A 15,941-nucleotide genomic window follows, 5' to 3' on the forward strand; every position below is an offset into this window, starting at 1 on the left:
CCAGTTCAGGCCGCAGCCACGGCATCCGGTGCAAATCCATCCAAAACAGGTGCGGGTTTATCCCACAGATAACCCTGCACCTGCACACGTACTGCATGCTGTGCCGCCAGCCCTTCTATCAGACGCGCCACTTTGTCATCTTCGACACGCTTGAAGGCAATGCCCACGCTCTGCTGAGATGCCTTGCGCAGCAAGGCGTCAAGCCCCGCTTCGTCGTTCAACTGACGGCCATCGATCTTAATCAGATCGGGGCGCACATGGTCCAGCAAGCTCGTCGCTTCGCTCACATCGCGCGCGCCGATGGCAACCTGAAATCCGTTGCCGCGGTAATTGTCCAACACATAGTTGAGCAGCCAGCCACGCGGTTGCTGCTGCGAGGTGCTGCCAGGTAATTGCAAGATGATTTTTTCGTGCGGCAAGTCCAGCAAACTTAAAATGCGCCGGAAGGCAATGCCGTGATTACTGTCAACCGCCGCCAGCAAACGGGAATGCACATTCAGATGCAAGTTCAGTCCCGTTGCCGCCGGCTGTCGATAAAAATTGATGGTGTGGAGAATCCGGCACAGCCGGTCCAGTTCTATCGATTCGGCATCGCTTGCGGCGTGGTCCAGCAATTTCCACAGCGACAGGCCGCTATCGTTTTCCGCATAGCTGCGGGCAAATCCTTCATAACCGGTCATCACGCCACCGGGAGTACGTACTGCCTGGAATGCCGAAGTCAGGGTCGTGCTGAAATACTTGCCTTGCGCCTTCCCTTCGGCATCCAGCCACACCCTGGCGTCAGGACGCTGTTGGGCGTTCAGACGGTCCAGGTATTTTTCCAAAAAAGGAAATGGCATGGAGTTCCTTACAGTTTGGCGATCGAAACTTCGGTCGCCTTCACCAACGCCACCACTTCGGTGCCGATGACCAGACCCAGATCTTTGACCGAGCGCGTCGTAATGACCGAAGTCACGATACCGGCCGGTGTTTCCACATCGACTTCAGAGACAACGGAGCCTTCGATGATGGCCTTGATTTTGCCTTTGAATTGATTACGGACGTTGATGGCTTGGATAGTCATGATGTATTCCTCTTAAATAACGATAAATGAAGGTGACGAGAGCACTACGTTTGAAACTAATGAAACCTGAAAATGAAACTATAAAAACGGCATTTTAAAAACGGCTATTCTGACCAACCCTTTCTCGCTGTCGTGAGCCTGCGTTAAATCGCCCACTGCACCTGGCTGACGCTGCGCTGGAACGACACATCGCCCAGTTCCGAATCTAGCGCCTGCACTGGCTGCTTCAAAACACGCGCCAGAATTTCCGCTTCCAGCCGCGCAAAACGGACATCGCCGCGTTGTCGTGGCCGTGGCAAATCGATGCGACGGTTCAGTGCAATCCGACCATCCTCAATCAGAATCACGCGGTCGGCCAGCACAATAGCTTCCTGCACATCATGTGTGACCAGCACTGCACTGAAGCCCTGCTCCAGCCACAAAGATTCAATCAGTTGCTGCATGTCGATACGGGTCAAGGCATCCAGCGCGCCCAGCGGTTCGTCCAGCAACAAGAGTTGCGGATCGTGCACCAGCGCCCGTGCCAGTGCTACCCGCTGCCGCTGGCCGCCAGACAACACCGCCGGCCATTCACCACTGCGCTCTTCCAGACCAACCTGCCGCAAAACGGCGGCGGCGCGTGATCGCGCAGTCTTTGGCAGTCCCAGAGCGACATTGTCGAGGACGCGTTTCCAAGGCAGCAGCCGCGAATCCTGAAACATGATGCGGATTTCCGGTGCCACCGGAGTAAGGTCTGCGTCAGAAAAACCGATACTCCCGCCATCGGATTTTTCCAGTTGCGCAATCAGCCGCAACAGGGTGCTTTTACCGCAACCGCTGCGGCCGACGATGGCGACAAATTCACCTGCCTCGACCTGGAGCGCTACGTCCTCCAGAACATGGCGTCCGCCATATTTTTTGGATAGTGCAGCGATACGAATAGGCACACCGCGCACTGCTTGTTCGGTTTGTTCCACTGAATTATTTTCTATCGATATGGTTTGCATGGCCGTCCTTTTAACGATAGCCCGGATGCCAGCGCAACCAGTATTTTTCCAGCCCGCGCGCCAATGTATCGGCGATTTTTCCCAGCAGGGCATAGAGCAGGATGCCGACCAGCACGACATCCGTTTGTAAAAATTCACGCGCATTCATGGTCATGTAACCGATACCGGACTGTGCAGAAATCGTTTCTGCGACGATCAGTAAAACCCACATCAGGCCCAGAGAAAAACGCAAACCGACCAGAATCGAAGGCAAAGCGCCGGGCAGAATGACATCGCGATAGAGAGGCCAGCCGGACAAGCCGTAACTTTTGGCCATTTCAATCAGCCCCTTATCGACGGAACGGATGCCATGAAAGGTATTGAGGTAAATCGGAAAGAACACACCGATCGACACCAAAAATAATTTCGACGATTCATCAATACCGAACCACAGGATGACCAGCGGGATCAGCGCCAGCGGCGGGATATTGCGTACCATTTGCAAGCTTGTGTCGAGCAAGGTTTCTGCATGACGGAAAGTCCCGGTCAGCAGACCCAGTAATAAACCAAGCCCTCCGCCGACCACCAGCCCGGACAATGCGCGCATGCTGCTGACACCCAGATGCAGCCACAATTCGCCGGAGGCAGAGAGCGTCCATGCGGCACGCAGCACTGCCAATGGTTCCGGCAGAATGCGGCTGGATAACCAGCCTTGTTGCGCGGCCAATTGCCAGGCTGCAATCAGCGTGACCGGTAGCACCCACGACAGCACTTGCTGCCGACCGATACGCCAGGCCGCACTTTCGGCAAGCAGACTGCCCTCCTTGCGCGACGTCCTGATGGCACGGATGAACCGCCCCGACAAGGCGGAAAATAGTCCGGGAGAAGAGAGCGTACTCATTGCATCCTCAGCTTGCCGCTGTCTGTCGCGCAGCAGGCACGAAGGTGTTGGCAACCACTTCACCGAACGGGCCGGACAAACTGAATCCCGGCAAGCTGGCGCGTTGCGGCCGCGGCAACAGAGGGAACACCAGTTCGGCAAAGCGATACGCTTCTTCCAGATGCGGATAGCCGGACAGGATGAAGGTTTCAATTCCCAGATCGGCATATTCCTGCATGCGGTCAGCGACCGTTTGCGGATCGCCGACCAGCGCTGTGCCTGCCCCGCCGCGCACCAGTCCGACACCGGCCCACAGGTTAGGACTGACTTCCAGCTTGTCGCGACGACCGCCATGCAGTGCGGTCATGCGACGCTGTCCTTCGGAATCCATAGTGGCGAATTTGGCTTGCGCTTTGGCGATGGTTTCATCGTCGAGCTTGCTGATTAATTCTTCTGCGGCACGCCATGCCGCGTCATTGGTTTCCCGCACGATCACATGCAGGCGTATGCCGAAACGCAGCGTACGGCCGTGGCGCGCAGCGCGTTCGCGCATGTCGGCGATTTTGGCGGCAACGGCGGCCGGTGGTTCGCCCCAGGTCAGATAGACATCGACCTGCTCGGCTGCCAGTTCCAGTGCAGGGTCGGAAGAGCCGCCGAAATACAGCGGTGGATACGGCTCCTGAATCGGTGGGTACAGCACGGTCGCGCCCTTGACTTGCAAATGCTTGCCGTCGAAATCGACGGTGCCGCCGGTATGCGTTTTGGTCAGCAAGTCGCGCCAGATGTGCAGGAACTCATCGCTGACTTCATAACGCTCGGCATGGGTACCGAAGATGCCGTCACCTTCTTGTTCGATAGGATCGCCGCCGGTGACGACGTTGACCAGCAAACGCCCGCCGGACAGCCGGTCGAAAGTGGCGGCCATGCGCGCCGCCAGACTAGGCGCAGTCAGGCCGGGACGGACGGCGACCAGAAATTTCAAATCTTTGGTTGCCCCGAGCAGGCTGGAAGCAGTTACCCAGGCATCCTCGCAAGAACGGCCGGTAGGCAACAACACGCCATCGTAACCAAGGGTATCGGCCGCCACGGCGACCTGTTTCATGTAATCGTAGCTGACGGCGCGGCCGCCCTCTGTGGTGCCGAGATAGCGGCTATCGCCGTGGGTGGGAATAAACCAGAAAACATTCATGCGAACTCCGATAGGTCACTATGTGGATTGTCAAAACAGGGCAATGCGTTTCGCTTTAGCGGTGCAGCACTGCCTCTTTAACATTGAGTTTTTTAGGGATCAGTTTCAATTCAAAAAAGCTGTCCGCGATGCGCTGTTGTTCGTCCAGTACGCCATCGTCGATAGGACGGAAAATGTGGGCGTAGCGTTTCAGGCCGACTTCGATAATGTCGGCGTCCAGGCCCTGAATCGGCGCAAGCTGGGCGGCGGCGTCTTTGATATGGCCGCGAATCCACTGTCCTTCTTTACTGATTTCATCGAGCAAAGCCGTCAGCACTGCTTGATTTTTTTCAGCGAATGGACGCGCACTGAGGAAAAACTGGTGATGGCTGACTACGCCAGTGCCGGAGGCCAAACGTCGTGCGCCGATTTGTTTTTCGGCTGCGGCCTGGAACGGGTCCCAGATCGCCCAGGCGTCGATAGCGCCACGCTCAAAAGCAGCACGAGCATCGGCAGGTGCTAGATAGACCGGTTGGATATCGCTATAAGTCAGGCCGGCTTTTTTTAGCAAGGCGACCACTAACCAATGCACATCCGAGCCTTTGTTGAAGGCAATCTTCTTGCCTTTGAGTTCGGCCACCGATTTGATCGGTGAGTTTTTTGGCACCAGCAAACCTTCTGCTTCGGGCGTCGGAATTTCATAGGCGGTGTAGACGAAATCGGCACCGGCTGCCTGCGCAAACACCGGCGGCGCTTCACCGACATAGCCGAAATCGATAGAGCCCACATTCAGCGCTTCCAGCAATTGCGGACCAGCGGTGAACTCCGCCCATTTGACCTCGACGCCTTGCGCCTGCAAGCGTTTTTCCAGCGTGCCATGCGCTTTTAACAAGACCAGTGTGCTGGCAGCTTTTTGGTAACCGATGCGCAAGACTTTGGTTTCTGCCTGCGCGGTTGCTGGCAGTGCGTTCGCGATCACGGCCACAGCAATACCGGCCAGTAAAGACAGCGTACGGCGTTTAGGGGATCGCTTGAATTGCTTGTTTTTCATTTTCCAAAATCCTTGTCGTTAGCTTTGTCGATAACTTTGTCGCTATCTGAGCGCGGGAATCAATGCCAGGCTGCGGCGAATCAGGTGCTGTACTGAATTTGCGCGAACTGGACATCCAGAAATTCGCTGTGGGCGGCCCGATGCAAGGTTTGCAGGCTGTCTGACAATTGCTCGACCCCTTCTTGCACCCGCGCCAGAATGTTTTCTTCCAGCCAGAGTCCGTCGGCATCGGTCCATGCCACTTGCGCTTCGGTGGCGTAGATACTGGGTAAAACGTGCCTTGCCGCCAGCGAGGACAACACCGGCCGCAATGCGTAGTCCAGCGCCAGCATGTGTGACTGGCTGCCGCCCGTGGCCAGAGGCAGCACCAGCTTGCCGGCCAGTCCGAATTGCGGCAGCAGATCGAGGAAGGTTTTCAGTGCGCCGCTGTAGGCCGCTTTGTAGACCGGCGTTGCCACGACGACGGCACTGGCACCGGCTACCAGCGCGAGTGCGGCTTTCACCTCGGGGTCATTGAAATCGGCGCGTAACAGGGCATTTCCCGGTAAATCACGCACTTCCAGCTTGATGATTTTGTGGCCGCGTTGCGTCAGTTTTTCACCGACAAAATTAAGCAGTCGCGTGGAACGGGACGGACTGGACGGGCTGCCCGCTAATAAAAGTATGCTCATGTTCAGTTTTTCTGTTGGTGCTTTTGTTGACACTTTTGGTGGTGCGCCTGTTCGTGCATTAATTCGTGCATTGGTTCGCGCACTTGTTGGCGCACTTCTTGGCGCACCTATCGGTGAATTTATTTGGAAGTAGGCGCGTAAATCTGATCGAAACTGCCGCCGTCAGAGAAGTGATCCTTTTGCGCCTTGGTCCAACCGCCGAAGGTGTCATTGACCGTGAATAATTTGATCGCTGGGAAATTTTTCGCGTATTTCGCGGCCACTTTGGCATCCACCGGACGATAGTAATTGCGTGCGGCGATCTCCTGGCCTTCTGGCGAATACAAGTACTCGAGATAAGCCTCGGCGACCTTGCGGGTACCGCGTCGGTCAACTACTTTGTCGACGACGGCGACTGGCGGCTCTGCCAGGATGCTGATGGGCGGATAAACGATATCGAATTTGTCGGCGCCGAATTCTTTCGATGCCAGGTAGGCCTCATTTTCCCAGGCCAGCAAGACATCGCCCTGATCGCGTTGAGCGAAGGTGACCGTTGCGCCCCGTGCGCCGGAATCAAGGATAGGAACATGCTTGAACAGTTCTGCCACGTAGGCCTTGGCTTTGTTCTGATCGCCGTTGTTTTTCTTCAGTGCATAGCCCCATGCTGCCAGATAGCCCCAACGTGCGCCGCCCGATGTTTTAGGATTGGCCGTGATCACCGATACGCCCGGTTTGATCAGATCGCTCCAGTCCTTCAAGCCTTTGGGATTGCCTTTGCGCACCAGGAAAATATAAGTGGAGGTGTAAGGCGAGCTGTTGTTCGGCAAGCGTTTTTGCCATTCCGGCGACAAGACTTTGGCTTTTTCGGCGATGGCGTCAATATCGTAGGCCAGCGCCAGTGTGACTACATCGGCGTCAATGCCATCGATGACCGAGCGGGCTTGTTTTCCCGAGCCGCCATGCGAATTCTTGATGCTGACGTTGTCACCGGTCTTTGCTTTCCAATACGTGGCGAAGGCCTTGTTGTACTCTTGGTAGAGTTCGCGGGTCGGGTCGTAGGAAACGTTCAACAAGGTAATATCGGCGGCATGTGCCGCTTGCACTACCGGCGACAACAGCGTGACGGCGATCAGTGACTGCAATAGCTTCTTCAATACCATTTGTTTCCCCTGTGCATTTGCGTGTTCTGGAATGCACAGGTTAAATATCTGCAACAAAAAACAAAACGAATAGTTTCTTCTCTTGATATGCGAAAAACAAATAAGCAAGCATCGTGAGAATGAATATAGAACGCTGCCTTCATGCGCAATCTTGCATAAGCCTCTGATTTCTCTCAGGGATTTCCCCCTTACCGGTAACTTGCCGGAACTGTCCGTCTAGTCATTTTCGGTTCCCGTTTTCACATTGTGGTATAAAGAATCTCCGCATTGCATTCGAATGCCACATTGAAAACGGACATGAAAGAAGGCGACAGCAGCATTTCCATCCAGGTAATCGAGCGCATGGTGTCATTGCTTGACGCACTGGAAAATTATCCGGATCCGGTCAGTCTGAAAGAATTATCGGCAGTCACCAAGCTGCACCCCTCGACTGCGCACCGGATACTCAACGATCTTGTGGTCAAGCGTTTCGTTGATCGGGTGGAGCCGGGTACCTACAGGCTTGGCATGCGTCTGCTGGAGTTAGGCAACGTGGTCAAAAGCCGCTTGAGCGTGCGCGACGCTGCCCTCGACCTGATGCGCGCCCTGCATCGAAAAACTCACCAGACCATTAATTTGTCAGTGCGACAAAGCGATGAAATTATCTATATCGACCGCTCGTTTTCGGAACGCTCCGGCATGCAGGTAGTCCGCGCCATCGGCGGCCGCGCTCCTTTGCATCTGACGTCGACCGGCAAACTGTTCCTGTCCATCGATGAACCACAGGCAGTGCGTGCCTACGCTACCCGCACCGGTCTGGCGGGACACAACAAGAATTCGATTACCGACCTGCCCAAGCTGGAGCGGGAATTAAGCCTGGTACGAGCGCTCGGTTACGCCCGGGATAACGAAGAGCTGGAATTGGGCGTGCGCTGCATGGCGGCCGCCATTCGTGACGATAGCGGCAAGCTGGTGGCGGGACTGTCTATTTCCGCCCCGGCTGATCGCTTGCAGGACGATTGGGTGGAGGATCTGATGAGTACCGCGCAGAAAATCTCCGCCGCTCTGGGTTATATCGCACAAGCGGACGCCTGACGGCTTGCTTGCTCTGGGCGGGTCCGAGGCAGTGCCGTACGCAGTCCAGACCGACGAGGGCTGAGCTTGCCATGCGTTGGTGGTGCACACAGCCGCTAGAGCGGCTCCGTTGATGCTCAGTTCCTGCTCAGTTCCCGATACCTCTGCATCAGCAATGCATGAATCTGCCCTTGAGGCCTATTCATGTACCCTGCGACGCCACACAGCAGGACCATCCGGTCTGTTGAGCCTGAGCGGAGGTGTGCCCACTGGGCCGATGGCATTGTCACCGGATTCAAAACCAACGCGATCTTCGAGCGCTGACAATCGTATGCTGTCATTGAGGGTTGCGTGGTAAAACGCTTTCCATTCCCTTAATCCCCAGCCTTGCGTATTGATTTCGCGCGGCCGCCCTGAATGACTTGCCTGATCTGAAGAAGGTGGAGTGAGTGAAGGTAGCTCAGGCTCTTCTGCCGCCTGCTTGCGCTCTCCTGGTATGGCGGCATTGCCAAGCACTCTTCTGAGTTGATGCCGTTGAACGCCCTGCGCATGGAAACCAGTATTGCCATGCTTGAATCCCTCTGTTTTTGATCGCTCTGGCCACGTCTTTTCAAGTCTGAGACAGCGCGTCAATACGCCTCTGAAAAAAACACTCAGCCTTCTTGTGCCCAAGCTGGAGACCTGCGCTTGCGTCCCGCGTGAACTGATCAGGGGAGATTTTTCGGTACTGTTTTTTGACATCCGCAAGGCTTGCCGGAATATCGGCGATGTTTTAGTCAGACGCTCCCTTTGGCGAAGGGGAAAAGTACTCGTTTTAGCCGGGCTTGCATGAAAAAGCGGAATTTTTAAGCCTGGCTTGATATTTAATGGCATGTTCGATTGTCAATATTGTTTTACAGTTATTTAGAATTTTTACTCTACTTAAACACAATAGTTTCTACTTTCACAAATCGACCGATCCCCCTGTGCGGGGACACCGCTCCGACGAGCTGCGTTCGCCGATGGACAGGAACAACCGTCAATTTCGGGAGCAATTGATACGCCCTGCTTTTCATCAGACGTAAAAAAAGCGCACCCTGGGTGCGCCCTTGTCCTGCAATCCACTTGCGACCAGATAATCAGCCCTGATCATCCTTCATCCTGCCTCGCGTCAGATTTTTCGGCCCTTGCTCCGAGATGTATTTACGCATGCGTGCGGCATCGGCCACATGCGACAGTTTGCCCTTTGAATCGAGGAATACCATCACAACAGAGCGACCTTCGATGCGCGTCAACATGACCAGGCAATGCCCTGCCTCATTGATATAACCAGTCTTTTGCAATTCGATATCCCAGTCTTTGCTCGCAACCAGACGGTTGGAACTGGCGTATTGCAGTGAATGCCCACTCGGCTCCACCATGTATTTCGCATCGGTTGAATACTGACGAATGAGGGGGTATTGATACGCGTAAATCGCCAGCCTGGCCAGGTCGCGCGCGCTGGCGACATTGAGACTGGACAAACCCGTGGAATCGACATAATGCGTTTCAACCATGCCCAGCGACCTTGCCTTCAGGTTCATTGCCGACACAAACGCCGGCAATCCGCCCGGATAATTATGGCCCAATGCCGAAGCGGCGCGATTTTCCGAACTCATCAGAGCGATGTGCAGCATGTCGTCGCGCGAAAGCTGAGAACCGACGCGCAAACGCGAACTGCTGTGCTTGACGTTATCCACGTCATCTTCAGTAACGGTCAGAACCTCTTGCATGTTCATGTGCGCTTCGACCACGACCAGTGCCGTCATCAGCTTGGTGACAGAGGCGATCGGCAAAGCGACCTGAGAATTTTTTTCAAACAAGACCTTGGAACTGGCCTGATCAATGACATAGGCGACATTCGATTTCAGCGCCAGCGAGTCTTGCGTCAGGTTAAGTCCAGCCAGTTCGCCGGCGGAAATGACTGCGGGCACAACGGGTATCGCTACGACTCGTGGCCGTATATAGCTAACGCGGTGCCGGCCATTGCGAGCGGCAATATTGCTGACGGGTTTTTGATGTGTTGCGACAGAAGCGCGCGCTTTACGGCTGGAACTGACAGTTTTTTTGGCGCGGGTGGCAACCGTGCGGGCTTTTGCCACTTTGTCGGAATGTGGTTTTTTGACAGGCTTTTTGGGAGCGGCGTCAGCTGAGACAGTCCCGAGTATCAGGAAAATAGATGCAATAAAAATGATTGCAGATTTAAACATCGGTTTTCCTCTTACCCATCTGTTCGAAAATTTACGATTATTAGTGTAACAAAAAAATCAAAAACAGCAAGAAAATTAAGTAGTTAGCGCAATCCCTTAAACAATTTTCTACTGTCTGCCGCAGCGCTGCGCTATGGCAGCCCTGCTAGGCCCGCAGTATACCTGTTGCAGTATTAGTACGAAATAATTGTTTTAAGCACAAATCAGGGAAGAATCTCAGCCCTTTGAACCGGCTTGCGCACCACGCAGGCAACACCGATGACAGCCACTATCATGCCCACTGCTCCGATAGTGCTAAACGTCTCGCCGAAGAGCAACCAGGCAAAAATTGCCGTCGCCACTGGCGTCAGATAGAGCAAGCTGGTTACTTGCGTTGCCGCACCTTCGCGAATCAGTGTAAATAAGAGAAAAATAGCGCCTATCGACAAGGCCAGCACCGACCAGAGCAACGCACCGATAAACTGCGGCGTCCACTGTACTTGCGCCAGATTCAGGCTGAAATCCTCGAAATAAATAGCAAATGGCAGGACAACAATAATCGAGGCAATGAATTGGACCAGCGTACCGGTACGCAAATCGAAGTGTGCGCAATACCGTTTCTGATAGAGCGTCCCAGAAGTGATCGACAGCAAAGCGAAGAGCGCCAGCCCGATACTGGTCAAAGATAAGCCAATCAGCGATATTTTATTCGCCACCACCAGGGCAACGCCGAAAAATCCCAGCGCCAGTCCCATCCATTGCCGACGTTTCACCGTTTCACCGACCAGCGAAGCTGACAGCGCCGTCAACACCGGTTGCATGCCGACAATCAAGGCGCTCAGTCCGGCCGGCATCCCTAACTTGATTGCGCACCATACGCCGGCGAGGTATCCCGCCTGCATGAGCACTCCCGCTACGGCGATATGCAGCGACTGACGGCCAGGCCAGGGTGCGCGCAACAGCAGAACCAAGGGAAGCAGTACCACCAGCACGCCAGCAAAACGCAATAACAGGAAAGTGAGCGGCGGGGCGTAAGGCAAACCAAATTTGGCGACAATAAAGCCGGTACTCCAGATCACCACGAATACCGCAGGAATCAGTGCGGCCCAACGATGTGGCATTGCGGAAACAGGAACAACAGGGTGAAGACTCATAAGTAAATCAATCAATATTGTGCTGGAGCAACACACTCCGTACGACACTTTTTTGCTATGAAAAAGAAGGAAAATGAAGCATTAACTAACGGACTCGTTGCTCACCGTAATTGCCATCCTGCATGAATAAACGCAACAAAATTCTATCTAGCTATCACGAAAAATGCCGCAGCGCAATAAAAATAAATTGACAAATAAATCAACAGCGATAAAACTCTGATTGTGCAGAGCACAAATAAATCCGTTCAAGCAAGTCGCTTCGCAAGCATGCCCCTCTCTCTACTATCAAGGATGACGCCCATGACTACCGCAACCGAACAATTTTCCTCCGCTATCAAAGCCAACCTGGAAGGCAACATCGCCTTCTTCTCCACGCTGTCGCATAAAGCGTTTGAAGGCGTCGAGAAACTGACTGACCTGCATCTGACAACTCTGAAAACATCGCTTGCAGAAGCAAAGGACCGCACCGACCTGTTTGCAGCGAAAGATGCCAGTGAATTACTGTCATTGGGAACGGGCCATGCTCAGCCTGCGCTGGAAAAAACCTTCGCCTACGGTCAACATCTGGCGAGCATCGTGTCTGGCACACAAGCGGAACTTGTCAAAACAGCGGAAAACCATCTCGCAGACAGCAAGCGATCCTTCAGCGCACTGCTTGATGAAACATCGAGCAAATTGCCAGCAGGCTATGAGAGCGTGACATCCTATTGGAAATCGGCATTCGGCCAATTTAATACGCACGTCGAACAGTTCAGCCAGAGTGCCAAACAAGCGGTCTCTTTGCTGGAAAACAATGTATCCAGCGCCGCCGCTGAACTTTCGGAAAAAATCATCAAGCCTGCCGCGCGCGCAACTAAAAAATAAGCTGGCAAGCCAAGGGGTTGTTGACATTGCATTTATAAAATATCAACAATCCCTGCCCCTCATACTGACATCGGTTTAGTCCCCTGGCACGTATTTGGCCTGCAAGCTTTGCAAACCGGCCAGCATGGCATCGTAAGCCACCATAACCTGCCCTGGTTCGCCCTTCACCCCCAAATCGATATGCGGGCGCGTAGCGCCATCCCCGACGTGCGGCAGACTGAACACCTTGATCTGCGGGTAGTTTGCTTCCAGCGCTTCCATGAGCGGCGTCAGTGTCGACTCCATCATTCCAAATACCAATACCGACTTTTCGGCAAACGTATTTTGATGCAATAAATGCGAGTAACGGCTATCGAGCACCCATTCGAACATGGGCCAGGCCATCACAGGAAATCCCGGTACAAAATAATGCGCCCCGTGGCCGCTGCGATTCTCAATCCAAAATCCGGGAATTTTATTGTAAGGATTCGGAATAATGGACGCGCCTTCCGGGAATTCGCCCATCTTCAGACGATGCAGATTATCGGGCGCCGCCAGATCAGGAGCGCTGCCGCCCGCACCGACCATATCAAATATGCGCTCCTGGATTTTTATCTTCGCGTCAGGATGGAGTACCAGCGGCACATCCAATGCCGCCGCAGCACACTGGCGCGTATGGTCGTCCGGCGTCGCACCGATGCCGCCGGTGCAAAACACGATATCGTCAGACTGCAGCGTCCGGCGCAAAGTCGCCGTGATACGTGGCGGCTCATCACCGATGTATTCGACCCAGGACAACTGCAGGCCGCGCGCGCTAAGAAGTTCGAGCACCTTGGGAAAGTGCTTGTCGGTACGCCTGCCGGAAAGAATTTCATCTCCGATAATGATCAGACCAATAGCCATGGGAATACCTTGTTGTCATTGTCCGTAACAGAGTACGGAAGTCCATCTGAATAAATGTAGGAACGTCTGATCAACTTATGAAGGGCAAAGAACCCGGCAAAGTCAGGATCAGAAGCGCTGCCGTACTTGAGTACGGGAACACCAGCACCCGGAAATGGCGCAGCGTTGTAGCGCAATCAAAGATTCCTGCACTGATTATGCCCTATCAGCTCAGAGAGAGAAGAGGCATGCCCCTTTGCGGCAGACAACGCTCAGCCTATCGGTGCAGCGCCGCCGCATCATTTGTTAACCGGAGTTCAAGCAAGGCTTGCAGACAATAATATTGAAACCACAGTCCGGTAAAGACGAATACCAGCACGTATAGCCAGATGGCGACAGCCGCCAGAAGCGGAAAGAAAATGACTGAAAGAGCCCCACCCAGCCATAACAGCGTCGGCAAAGTCCCCAAAGTGCCGGCCACTGCGCCCATCGTCAACAGCGCCCAGCGATGACGATGCAGCAAAAATTGACGTTCCTCTGCGCTGGCATAATCTGCCAGGGTGTCATAAGCCATCACGCGATAGGTGAGCCAGCCCCACAACAATGGATGCAGCACCAAGGCCAGGGGCGGTATTAGCGTCAATGGCAGGGTCAACAGCCACAGCACGACAAAAACGGCGAAACACCAGAGCGAGGTCCACAAACTGCCCAGCACGCTGCCACCATGACGCTTGGCCAGCGCCGGATAATGATAACGACCGACATGACGCGCAATCACCGGCACCGCACACAAGCCGACCAACACCAGCGCGGTCAGTATCATCAGCGGCAGAAGGGCCCACATCGCCAAAAAAGGCACGATCACTGTTTTCAGCGCCAGCAGATTGAACCATCCGAGAATCACGGTGGCGCTGTGAAAGCCGTCGTGTTGAATAAAAAATTCCTGCAACCAGTCGATCAGAAACTGCAGACGCCACCACAGCAAAGCGCCCCAAAGCAAAAGAGACAGCCCAAAGGGCAGCAAGGTCAGCAGCAACATCCGGATATGCAATTGCGAACGCAAGGCCCGGTAGCAGGAAATGAGTACTGCCCGCATCATCGAACCATCATCATCGTGTTTCGCGCCCGGCGCTGCGGCCAAACAAGCGCTTGAACCCCAGCCACTGCTGCGACCAGAAGCCGCTCCCGTAATCACGTCCCTTGCCTTGCGGTGGCGGCAACTGATCGCGCACACCGGTTCTGGCATAGCCGCCTCCAAAACGCGCGGTGCGGAAAACGATATCCCAGATCGGAAGCAGCACCGCAAAATTATGCCCTCCCAGGGAGCCGCTACCGTGGCTCTCGTGACCGAGACCAATCGCGTGATGCAAGCGATGAAAGCGCGGCGATACCAGGAGCGGCTCGCCCAAACGGCCAAAATGGAGACGGATATTGGCATGCTGCAAGCTTTGCAACATGCGCGAGACCGATACCAGCAAAATGAACTGCGCCGGCTGCACACCGATCGTCAGCGCCAGCAGACCAATCATCAGATCGTGAATCAGATCATCCAGGATATGGTTGCGGTCGTCGCTCCACAGATTCATGTTTTGCTGGCTGTGATGCAGGCTGTGCAAGGCCCACATCCAGCGTATGCCGTGCTGGGCGCGGTGATACCAGTACTCGAAGAAATCCAGCGCAACCAGATAAAACATGAATGTCACCAGCGGCCTGTCAGACATGCCGGGCCACACATCTTCAAGATTGAACGTCCCCAGGTCGTACCAGTGCAGCCATTCGCTAATCTGTGCAAAAAGAGGATCGAGCAGGAAAAATACAATGAGGGCAAAGACACCCAGCCGATGCAGCACGGTATAGATGAAGTCAGTCCAGCGCGCGCGCGGATCATCGAAAGCATGCACAGGAATGGCGGCTTCCAGCGGACGCAATACCAAAAACAGCAACGCCAGTTCGCACACGCCGATCAAAAACCATTCAGTCCCGTCGAAGGCATCTTCCACATATTCCGCCAGGCCGAGAGCAAAAACGAGCGGCTGCACGGCAGTTTCGAACAGCCAGCCCTGTACATTGGCGAAGGCGTCGACCAGAGTTTGAATCATGATGAAGATGCCGGTTTGAATAGATGACGGTAGCTAGGATGATCGCGCAAAGTGGCGAAGCAATACCCTTTGCGTTCGAGGCCGCTGATCAGCGGCTCCAGCACCGCTGGCGCCCAGGGATCGCGACGCGACCAGATGCCGAGATGCGCCATAACGATATCGCCGTCTTTCAAATCGCGCAGCATGCGCTTGAGCAAGACCGCATTCGGCCATTTTTCGCTGGGTAATTCGTCACCGGAGAAACCCGCTGGCGACCACCCCGCATGCGCATAACCACAGCTCGTACCAGCAGCCAGAAGATGCGGCGTCAGACGTCCGCCCGGCGCGCGCCAGAGAGGGTCGATTTTAGCGCCGGTCAGTTCGGTGAATCTCTGCGCCACGCGATTGATTTCCGCGCAGTATTGCTGCGGCGTCCAGTTCAGTGTTTTCCCGGCCAGTGCGCCGAATTGCGGTTTGACGCTGAATCCGCCATCAGTCGCGTCATGCTGCACATAGACATGATCGAAAGTGTGCGTGCCGAAGGCATGGCCTTCGGCAACCCGTGCTTTCCAGTAAGCCGCCCAGGAAGGGTCCAGCGAATAGTCCCCATTGATGGTTTTTTCATTGGCCATGAAAAAAGTGGCCTTGATATGGTGACGCTGCAAAGTGTGGGCAACCAGTTCGGCCTGCGATTGGCTACCAGTATCAAAGGTAAGATAAACCGTGGCCGTGCATGCTGCCGGAGCCGCGGCATCAGCCGCCACTGCCGGCAAACCTGCTGCCACTA

The 15,941-nt window shown here is 54.7% G+C and carries 18 protein-coding genes; 3 read left to right on the forward strand and 15 right to left on the reverse strand.

The window, feature by feature from the left end; all coding sequences use genetic code 11:
- Positions 1-5: 5 nt before the first annotated feature.
- The 7 genes from RGU70_RS15355 to ssuE form a co-directional block, all read right to left on the reverse strand.
- Entirely contained in the window at positions 6-839 is an 834-nt protein-coding gene (locus RGU70_RS15355) for an EAL domain-containing protein (RefSeq protein WP_322210260.1), read from the reverse strand.
- Positions 840-847: 8 nt separating this feature from the next.
- Positions 848-1,063: a TOBE domain-containing protein gene (locus RGU70_RS15360; protein ID WP_322210261.1), complete on the reverse strand. Its 216-nt coding sequence runs from the start codon at positions 1,061-1,063 to the stop codon at positions 848-850.
- A gap of 143 nt (positions 1,064-1,206) precedes the next feature.
- Positions 1,207-2,049 (reverse strand): ATP-binding cassette domain-containing protein, encoded by an 843-nt coding sequence (locus RGU70_RS15365; protein WP_322210262.1) that lies wholly within the window; start codon positions 2,047-2,049, stop codon positions 1,207-1,209.
- 10 nt (positions 2,050-2,059) lie between these two features.
- Positions 2,060-2,929 (reverse strand): aliphatic sulfonate ABC transporter permease SsuC, encoded by an 870-nt coding sequence (ssuC, locus tag RGU70_RS15370; RefSeq protein ID WP_322210263.1) that lies wholly within the window; start codon positions 2,927-2,929, stop codon positions 2,060-2,062.
- Between the two features lie 7 nt (positions 2,930-2,936).
- Complete coding sequence (gene ssuD / locus RGU70_RS15375; protein ID WP_322210264.1) at positions 2,937-4,097, reverse strand: FMNH2-dependent alkanesulfonate monooxygenase; 1,161 nt, start codon at positions 4,095-4,097, stop codon at positions 2,937-2,939.
- Positions 4,098-4,152: 55 nt separating this feature from the next.
- Positions 4,153-5,127 carry a sulfonate ABC transporter substrate-binding protein gene (locus RGU70_RS15380; protein WP_322210265.1) on the reverse strand — a complete coding sequence of 325 codons (975 nt, stop codon included), beginning with the start codon at positions 5,125-5,127 and terminating at the stop codon, positions 4,153-4,155.
- Positions 5,128-5,207: 80 nt separating this feature from the next.
- Positions 5,208-5,798, reverse strand: coding sequence for an NADPH-dependent FMN reductase (ssuE, locus tag RGU70_RS15385; protein ID WP_322210266.1), 591 nt, complete (start codon positions 5,796-5,798; stop codon positions 5,208-5,210).
- Between ssuE and RGU70_RS15390 the strand changes: the two genes are divergently transcribed.
- Positions 5,797-5,931: a hypothetical protein gene (locus RGU70_RS15390; protein ID WP_322210267.1), complete on the forward strand. Its 135-nt coding sequence runs from the start codon at positions 5,797-5,799 to the stop codon at positions 5,929-5,931. The two genes, ssuE and RGU70_RS15390, sit on opposite strands and share 2 nt — an antisense overlap.
- On the opposite strand, the gene RGU70_RS15395 is transcribed toward RGU70_RS15390, so the two are convergent.
- Positions 5,918-6,937, reverse strand: coding sequence for a sulfate ABC transporter substrate-binding protein (locus tag RGU70_RS15395; protein ID WP_322210268.1), 1,020 nt, complete (start codon positions 6,935-6,937; stop codon positions 5,918-5,920). The genes RGU70_RS15390 and RGU70_RS15395 overlap by 14 nt on opposite strands.
- Before the next feature lie 297 nt (positions 6,938-7,234).
- Here RGU70_RS15395 and RGU70_RS15400 point away from each other — a divergent pair, with 297 nt between their 5' ends.
- Entirely contained in the window at positions 7,235-8,011 is a 777-nt protein-coding gene (locus RGU70_RS15400) for an IclR family transcriptional regulator (RefSeq protein ID WP_322210269.1), read from the forward strand.
- 177 nt (positions 8,012-8,188) lie between these two features.
- On the opposite strand, the gene RGU70_RS15405 is transcribed toward RGU70_RS15400, so the two are convergent.
- The 3 genes from RGU70_RS15405 to RGU70_RS15415 form a co-directional block, all read right to left on the reverse strand.
- Entirely contained in the window at positions 8,189-8,863 is a 675-nt protein-coding gene (locus tag RGU70_RS15405) for a hypothetical protein (protein WP_322210270.1), read from the reverse strand.
- Positions 8,864-9,108: 245 nt separating this feature from the next.
- On the reverse strand, positions 9,109-10,218 hold the full coding sequence (pbpG, locus tag RGU70_RS15410; RefSeq protein WP_322210271.1) for a D-alanyl-D-alanine endopeptidase: 1,110 nt from the start codon (positions 10,216-10,218) through the stop codon (positions 9,109-9,111).
- A gap of 203 nt (positions 10,219-10,421) precedes the next feature.
- Positions 10,422-11,318, reverse strand: coding sequence for a DMT family transporter (locus RGU70_RS15415; protein ID WP_322210272.1), 897 nt, complete (start codon positions 11,316-11,318; stop codon positions 10,422-10,424).
- 255 nt (positions 11,319-11,573) lie between these two features.
- Here RGU70_RS15415 and RGU70_RS15420 point away from each other — a divergent pair, with 255 nt between their 5' ends.
- The gene (locus RGU70_RS15420) at positions 11,574-12,215 is read left to right on the forward strand and encodes a phasin family protein (RefSeq protein WP_322210273.1); all 642 of its coding nucleotides are present in this window, start codon (positions 11,574-11,576) and stop codon (positions 12,213-12,215) included.
- A 75-nt stretch (positions 12,216-12,290) separates the two neighbouring features.
- Here RGU70_RS15420 and RGU70_RS15425 read toward each other — a convergent pair whose 3' ends face one another.
- The 4 genes from RGU70_RS15425 to RGU70_RS15440 form a co-directional block, all read right to left on the reverse strand.
- On the reverse strand, positions 12,291-13,097 hold the full coding sequence (locus RGU70_RS15425) for a competence/damage-inducible protein A (protein ID WP_322210274.1): 807 nt from the start codon (positions 13,095-13,097) through the stop codon (positions 12,291-12,293).
- Between the two features lie 256 nt (positions 13,098-13,353).
- Entirely contained in the window at positions 13,354-14,172 is an 819-nt protein-coding gene (locus RGU70_RS15430; protein WP_322210823.1) for an EI24 domain-containing protein, read from the reverse strand.
- Between the two features lie 13 nt (positions 14,173-14,185).
- The gene (locus tag RGU70_RS15435; protein ID WP_322210275.1) at positions 14,186-15,175 is read right to left on the reverse strand and encodes a sterol desaturase family protein; all 990 of its coding nucleotides are present in this window, start codon (positions 15,173-15,175) and stop codon (positions 14,186-14,188) included.
- Positions 15,172-15,939 (reverse strand): polysaccharide deacetylase family protein, encoded by a 768-nt coding sequence (locus RGU70_RS15440; protein WP_322210276.1) that lies wholly within the window; start codon positions 15,937-15,939, stop codon positions 15,172-15,174. The genes RGU70_RS15435 and RGU70_RS15440 overlap by 4 nt, the downstream gene beginning before the upstream one ends.
- Between the last annotated feature and the right edge of the window lie 2 nt (positions 15,940-15,941).

It is taken from the genome of Herbaspirillum sp. RTI4 (assembly GCF_034313965.1).
In the GTDB taxonomy this organism is placed as follows: domain Bacteria; phylum Pseudomonadota; class Gammaproteobacteria; order Burkholderiales; family Burkholderiaceae_D; genus Herbaspirillum.

Bases quoted from the DNA above. Each gene is read 5' to 3' on its own strand.
- RGU70_RS15430 (WP_322210823.1), bottom strand. From the start codon at position 14,172: ATGCGGGCAGTACTCATTTCCTGCTACCGGGCCTTGCGTTCGCAATTG.
- RGU70_RS15365 (WP_322210262.1), bottom strand. From the start codon at position 2,049: ATGCAAACCATATCGATAGAAAATAATTCAGTGGAACAAACCGAACAA.
- RGU70_RS15355 (WP_322210260.1), bottom strand. From the start codon at position 839: ATGCCATTTCCTTTTTTGGAAAAATACCTGGACCGTCTGAACGCCCAA.
- RGU70_RS15435 (WP_322210275.1), bottom strand. From the start codon at position 15,175: ATGATTCAAACTCTGGTCGACGCCTTCGCCAATGTACAGGGCTGGCTG.
- RGU70_RS15360 (WP_322210261.1), bottom strand. From the start codon at position 1,063: ATGACTATCCAAGCCATCAACGTCCGTAATCAATTCAAAGGCAAAATC.
- RGU70_RS15395 (WP_322210268.1), bottom strand. From the start codon at position 6,937: ATGGTATTGAAGAAGCTATTGCAGTCACTGATCGCCGTCACGCTGTTG.
- ssuC (WP_322210263.1), bottom strand. From the start codon at position 2,929: ATGAGTACGCTCTCTTCTCCCGGACTATTTTCCGCCTTGTCGGGGCGG.
- ssuE (WP_322210266.1), bottom strand. From the start codon at position 5,798: ATGAGCATACTTTTATTAGCGGGCAGCCCGTCCAGTCCGTCCCGTTCC.
- RGU70_RS15425 (WP_322210274.1), bottom strand. From the start codon at position 13,097: ATGGCTATTGGTCTGATCATTATCGGAGATGAAATTCTTTCCGGCAGG.
- pbpG (WP_322210271.1), bottom strand. From the start codon at position 10,218: ATGTTTAAATCTGCAATCATTTTTATTGCATCTATTTTCCTGATACTC.
- RGU70_RS15400 (WP_322210269.1), top strand. From the start codon at position 7,235: ATGAAAGAAGGCGACAGCAGCATTTCCATCCAGGTAATCGAGCGCATG.
- RGU70_RS15390 (WP_322210267.1), top strand. From the start codon at position 5,797: ATGTTCAGTTTTTCTGTTGGTGCTTTTGTTGACACTTTTGGTGGTGCG.
- ssuD (WP_322210264.1), bottom strand. From the start codon at position 4,097: ATGAATGTTTTCTGGTTTATTCCCACCCACGGCGATAGCCGCTATCTC.
- RGU70_RS15415 (WP_322210272.1), bottom strand. From the start codon at position 11,318: ATGCCACATCGTTGGGCCGCACTGATTCCTGCGGTATTCGTGGTGATC.
- RGU70_RS15380 (WP_322210265.1), bottom strand. From the start codon at position 5,127: ATGAAAAACAAGCAATTCAAGCGATCCCCTAAACGCCGTACGCTGTCT.
- RGU70_RS15405 (WP_322210270.1), bottom strand. From the start codon at position 8,863: ATGCCATTAAATATCAAGCCAGGCTTAAAAATTCCGCTTTTTCATGCA.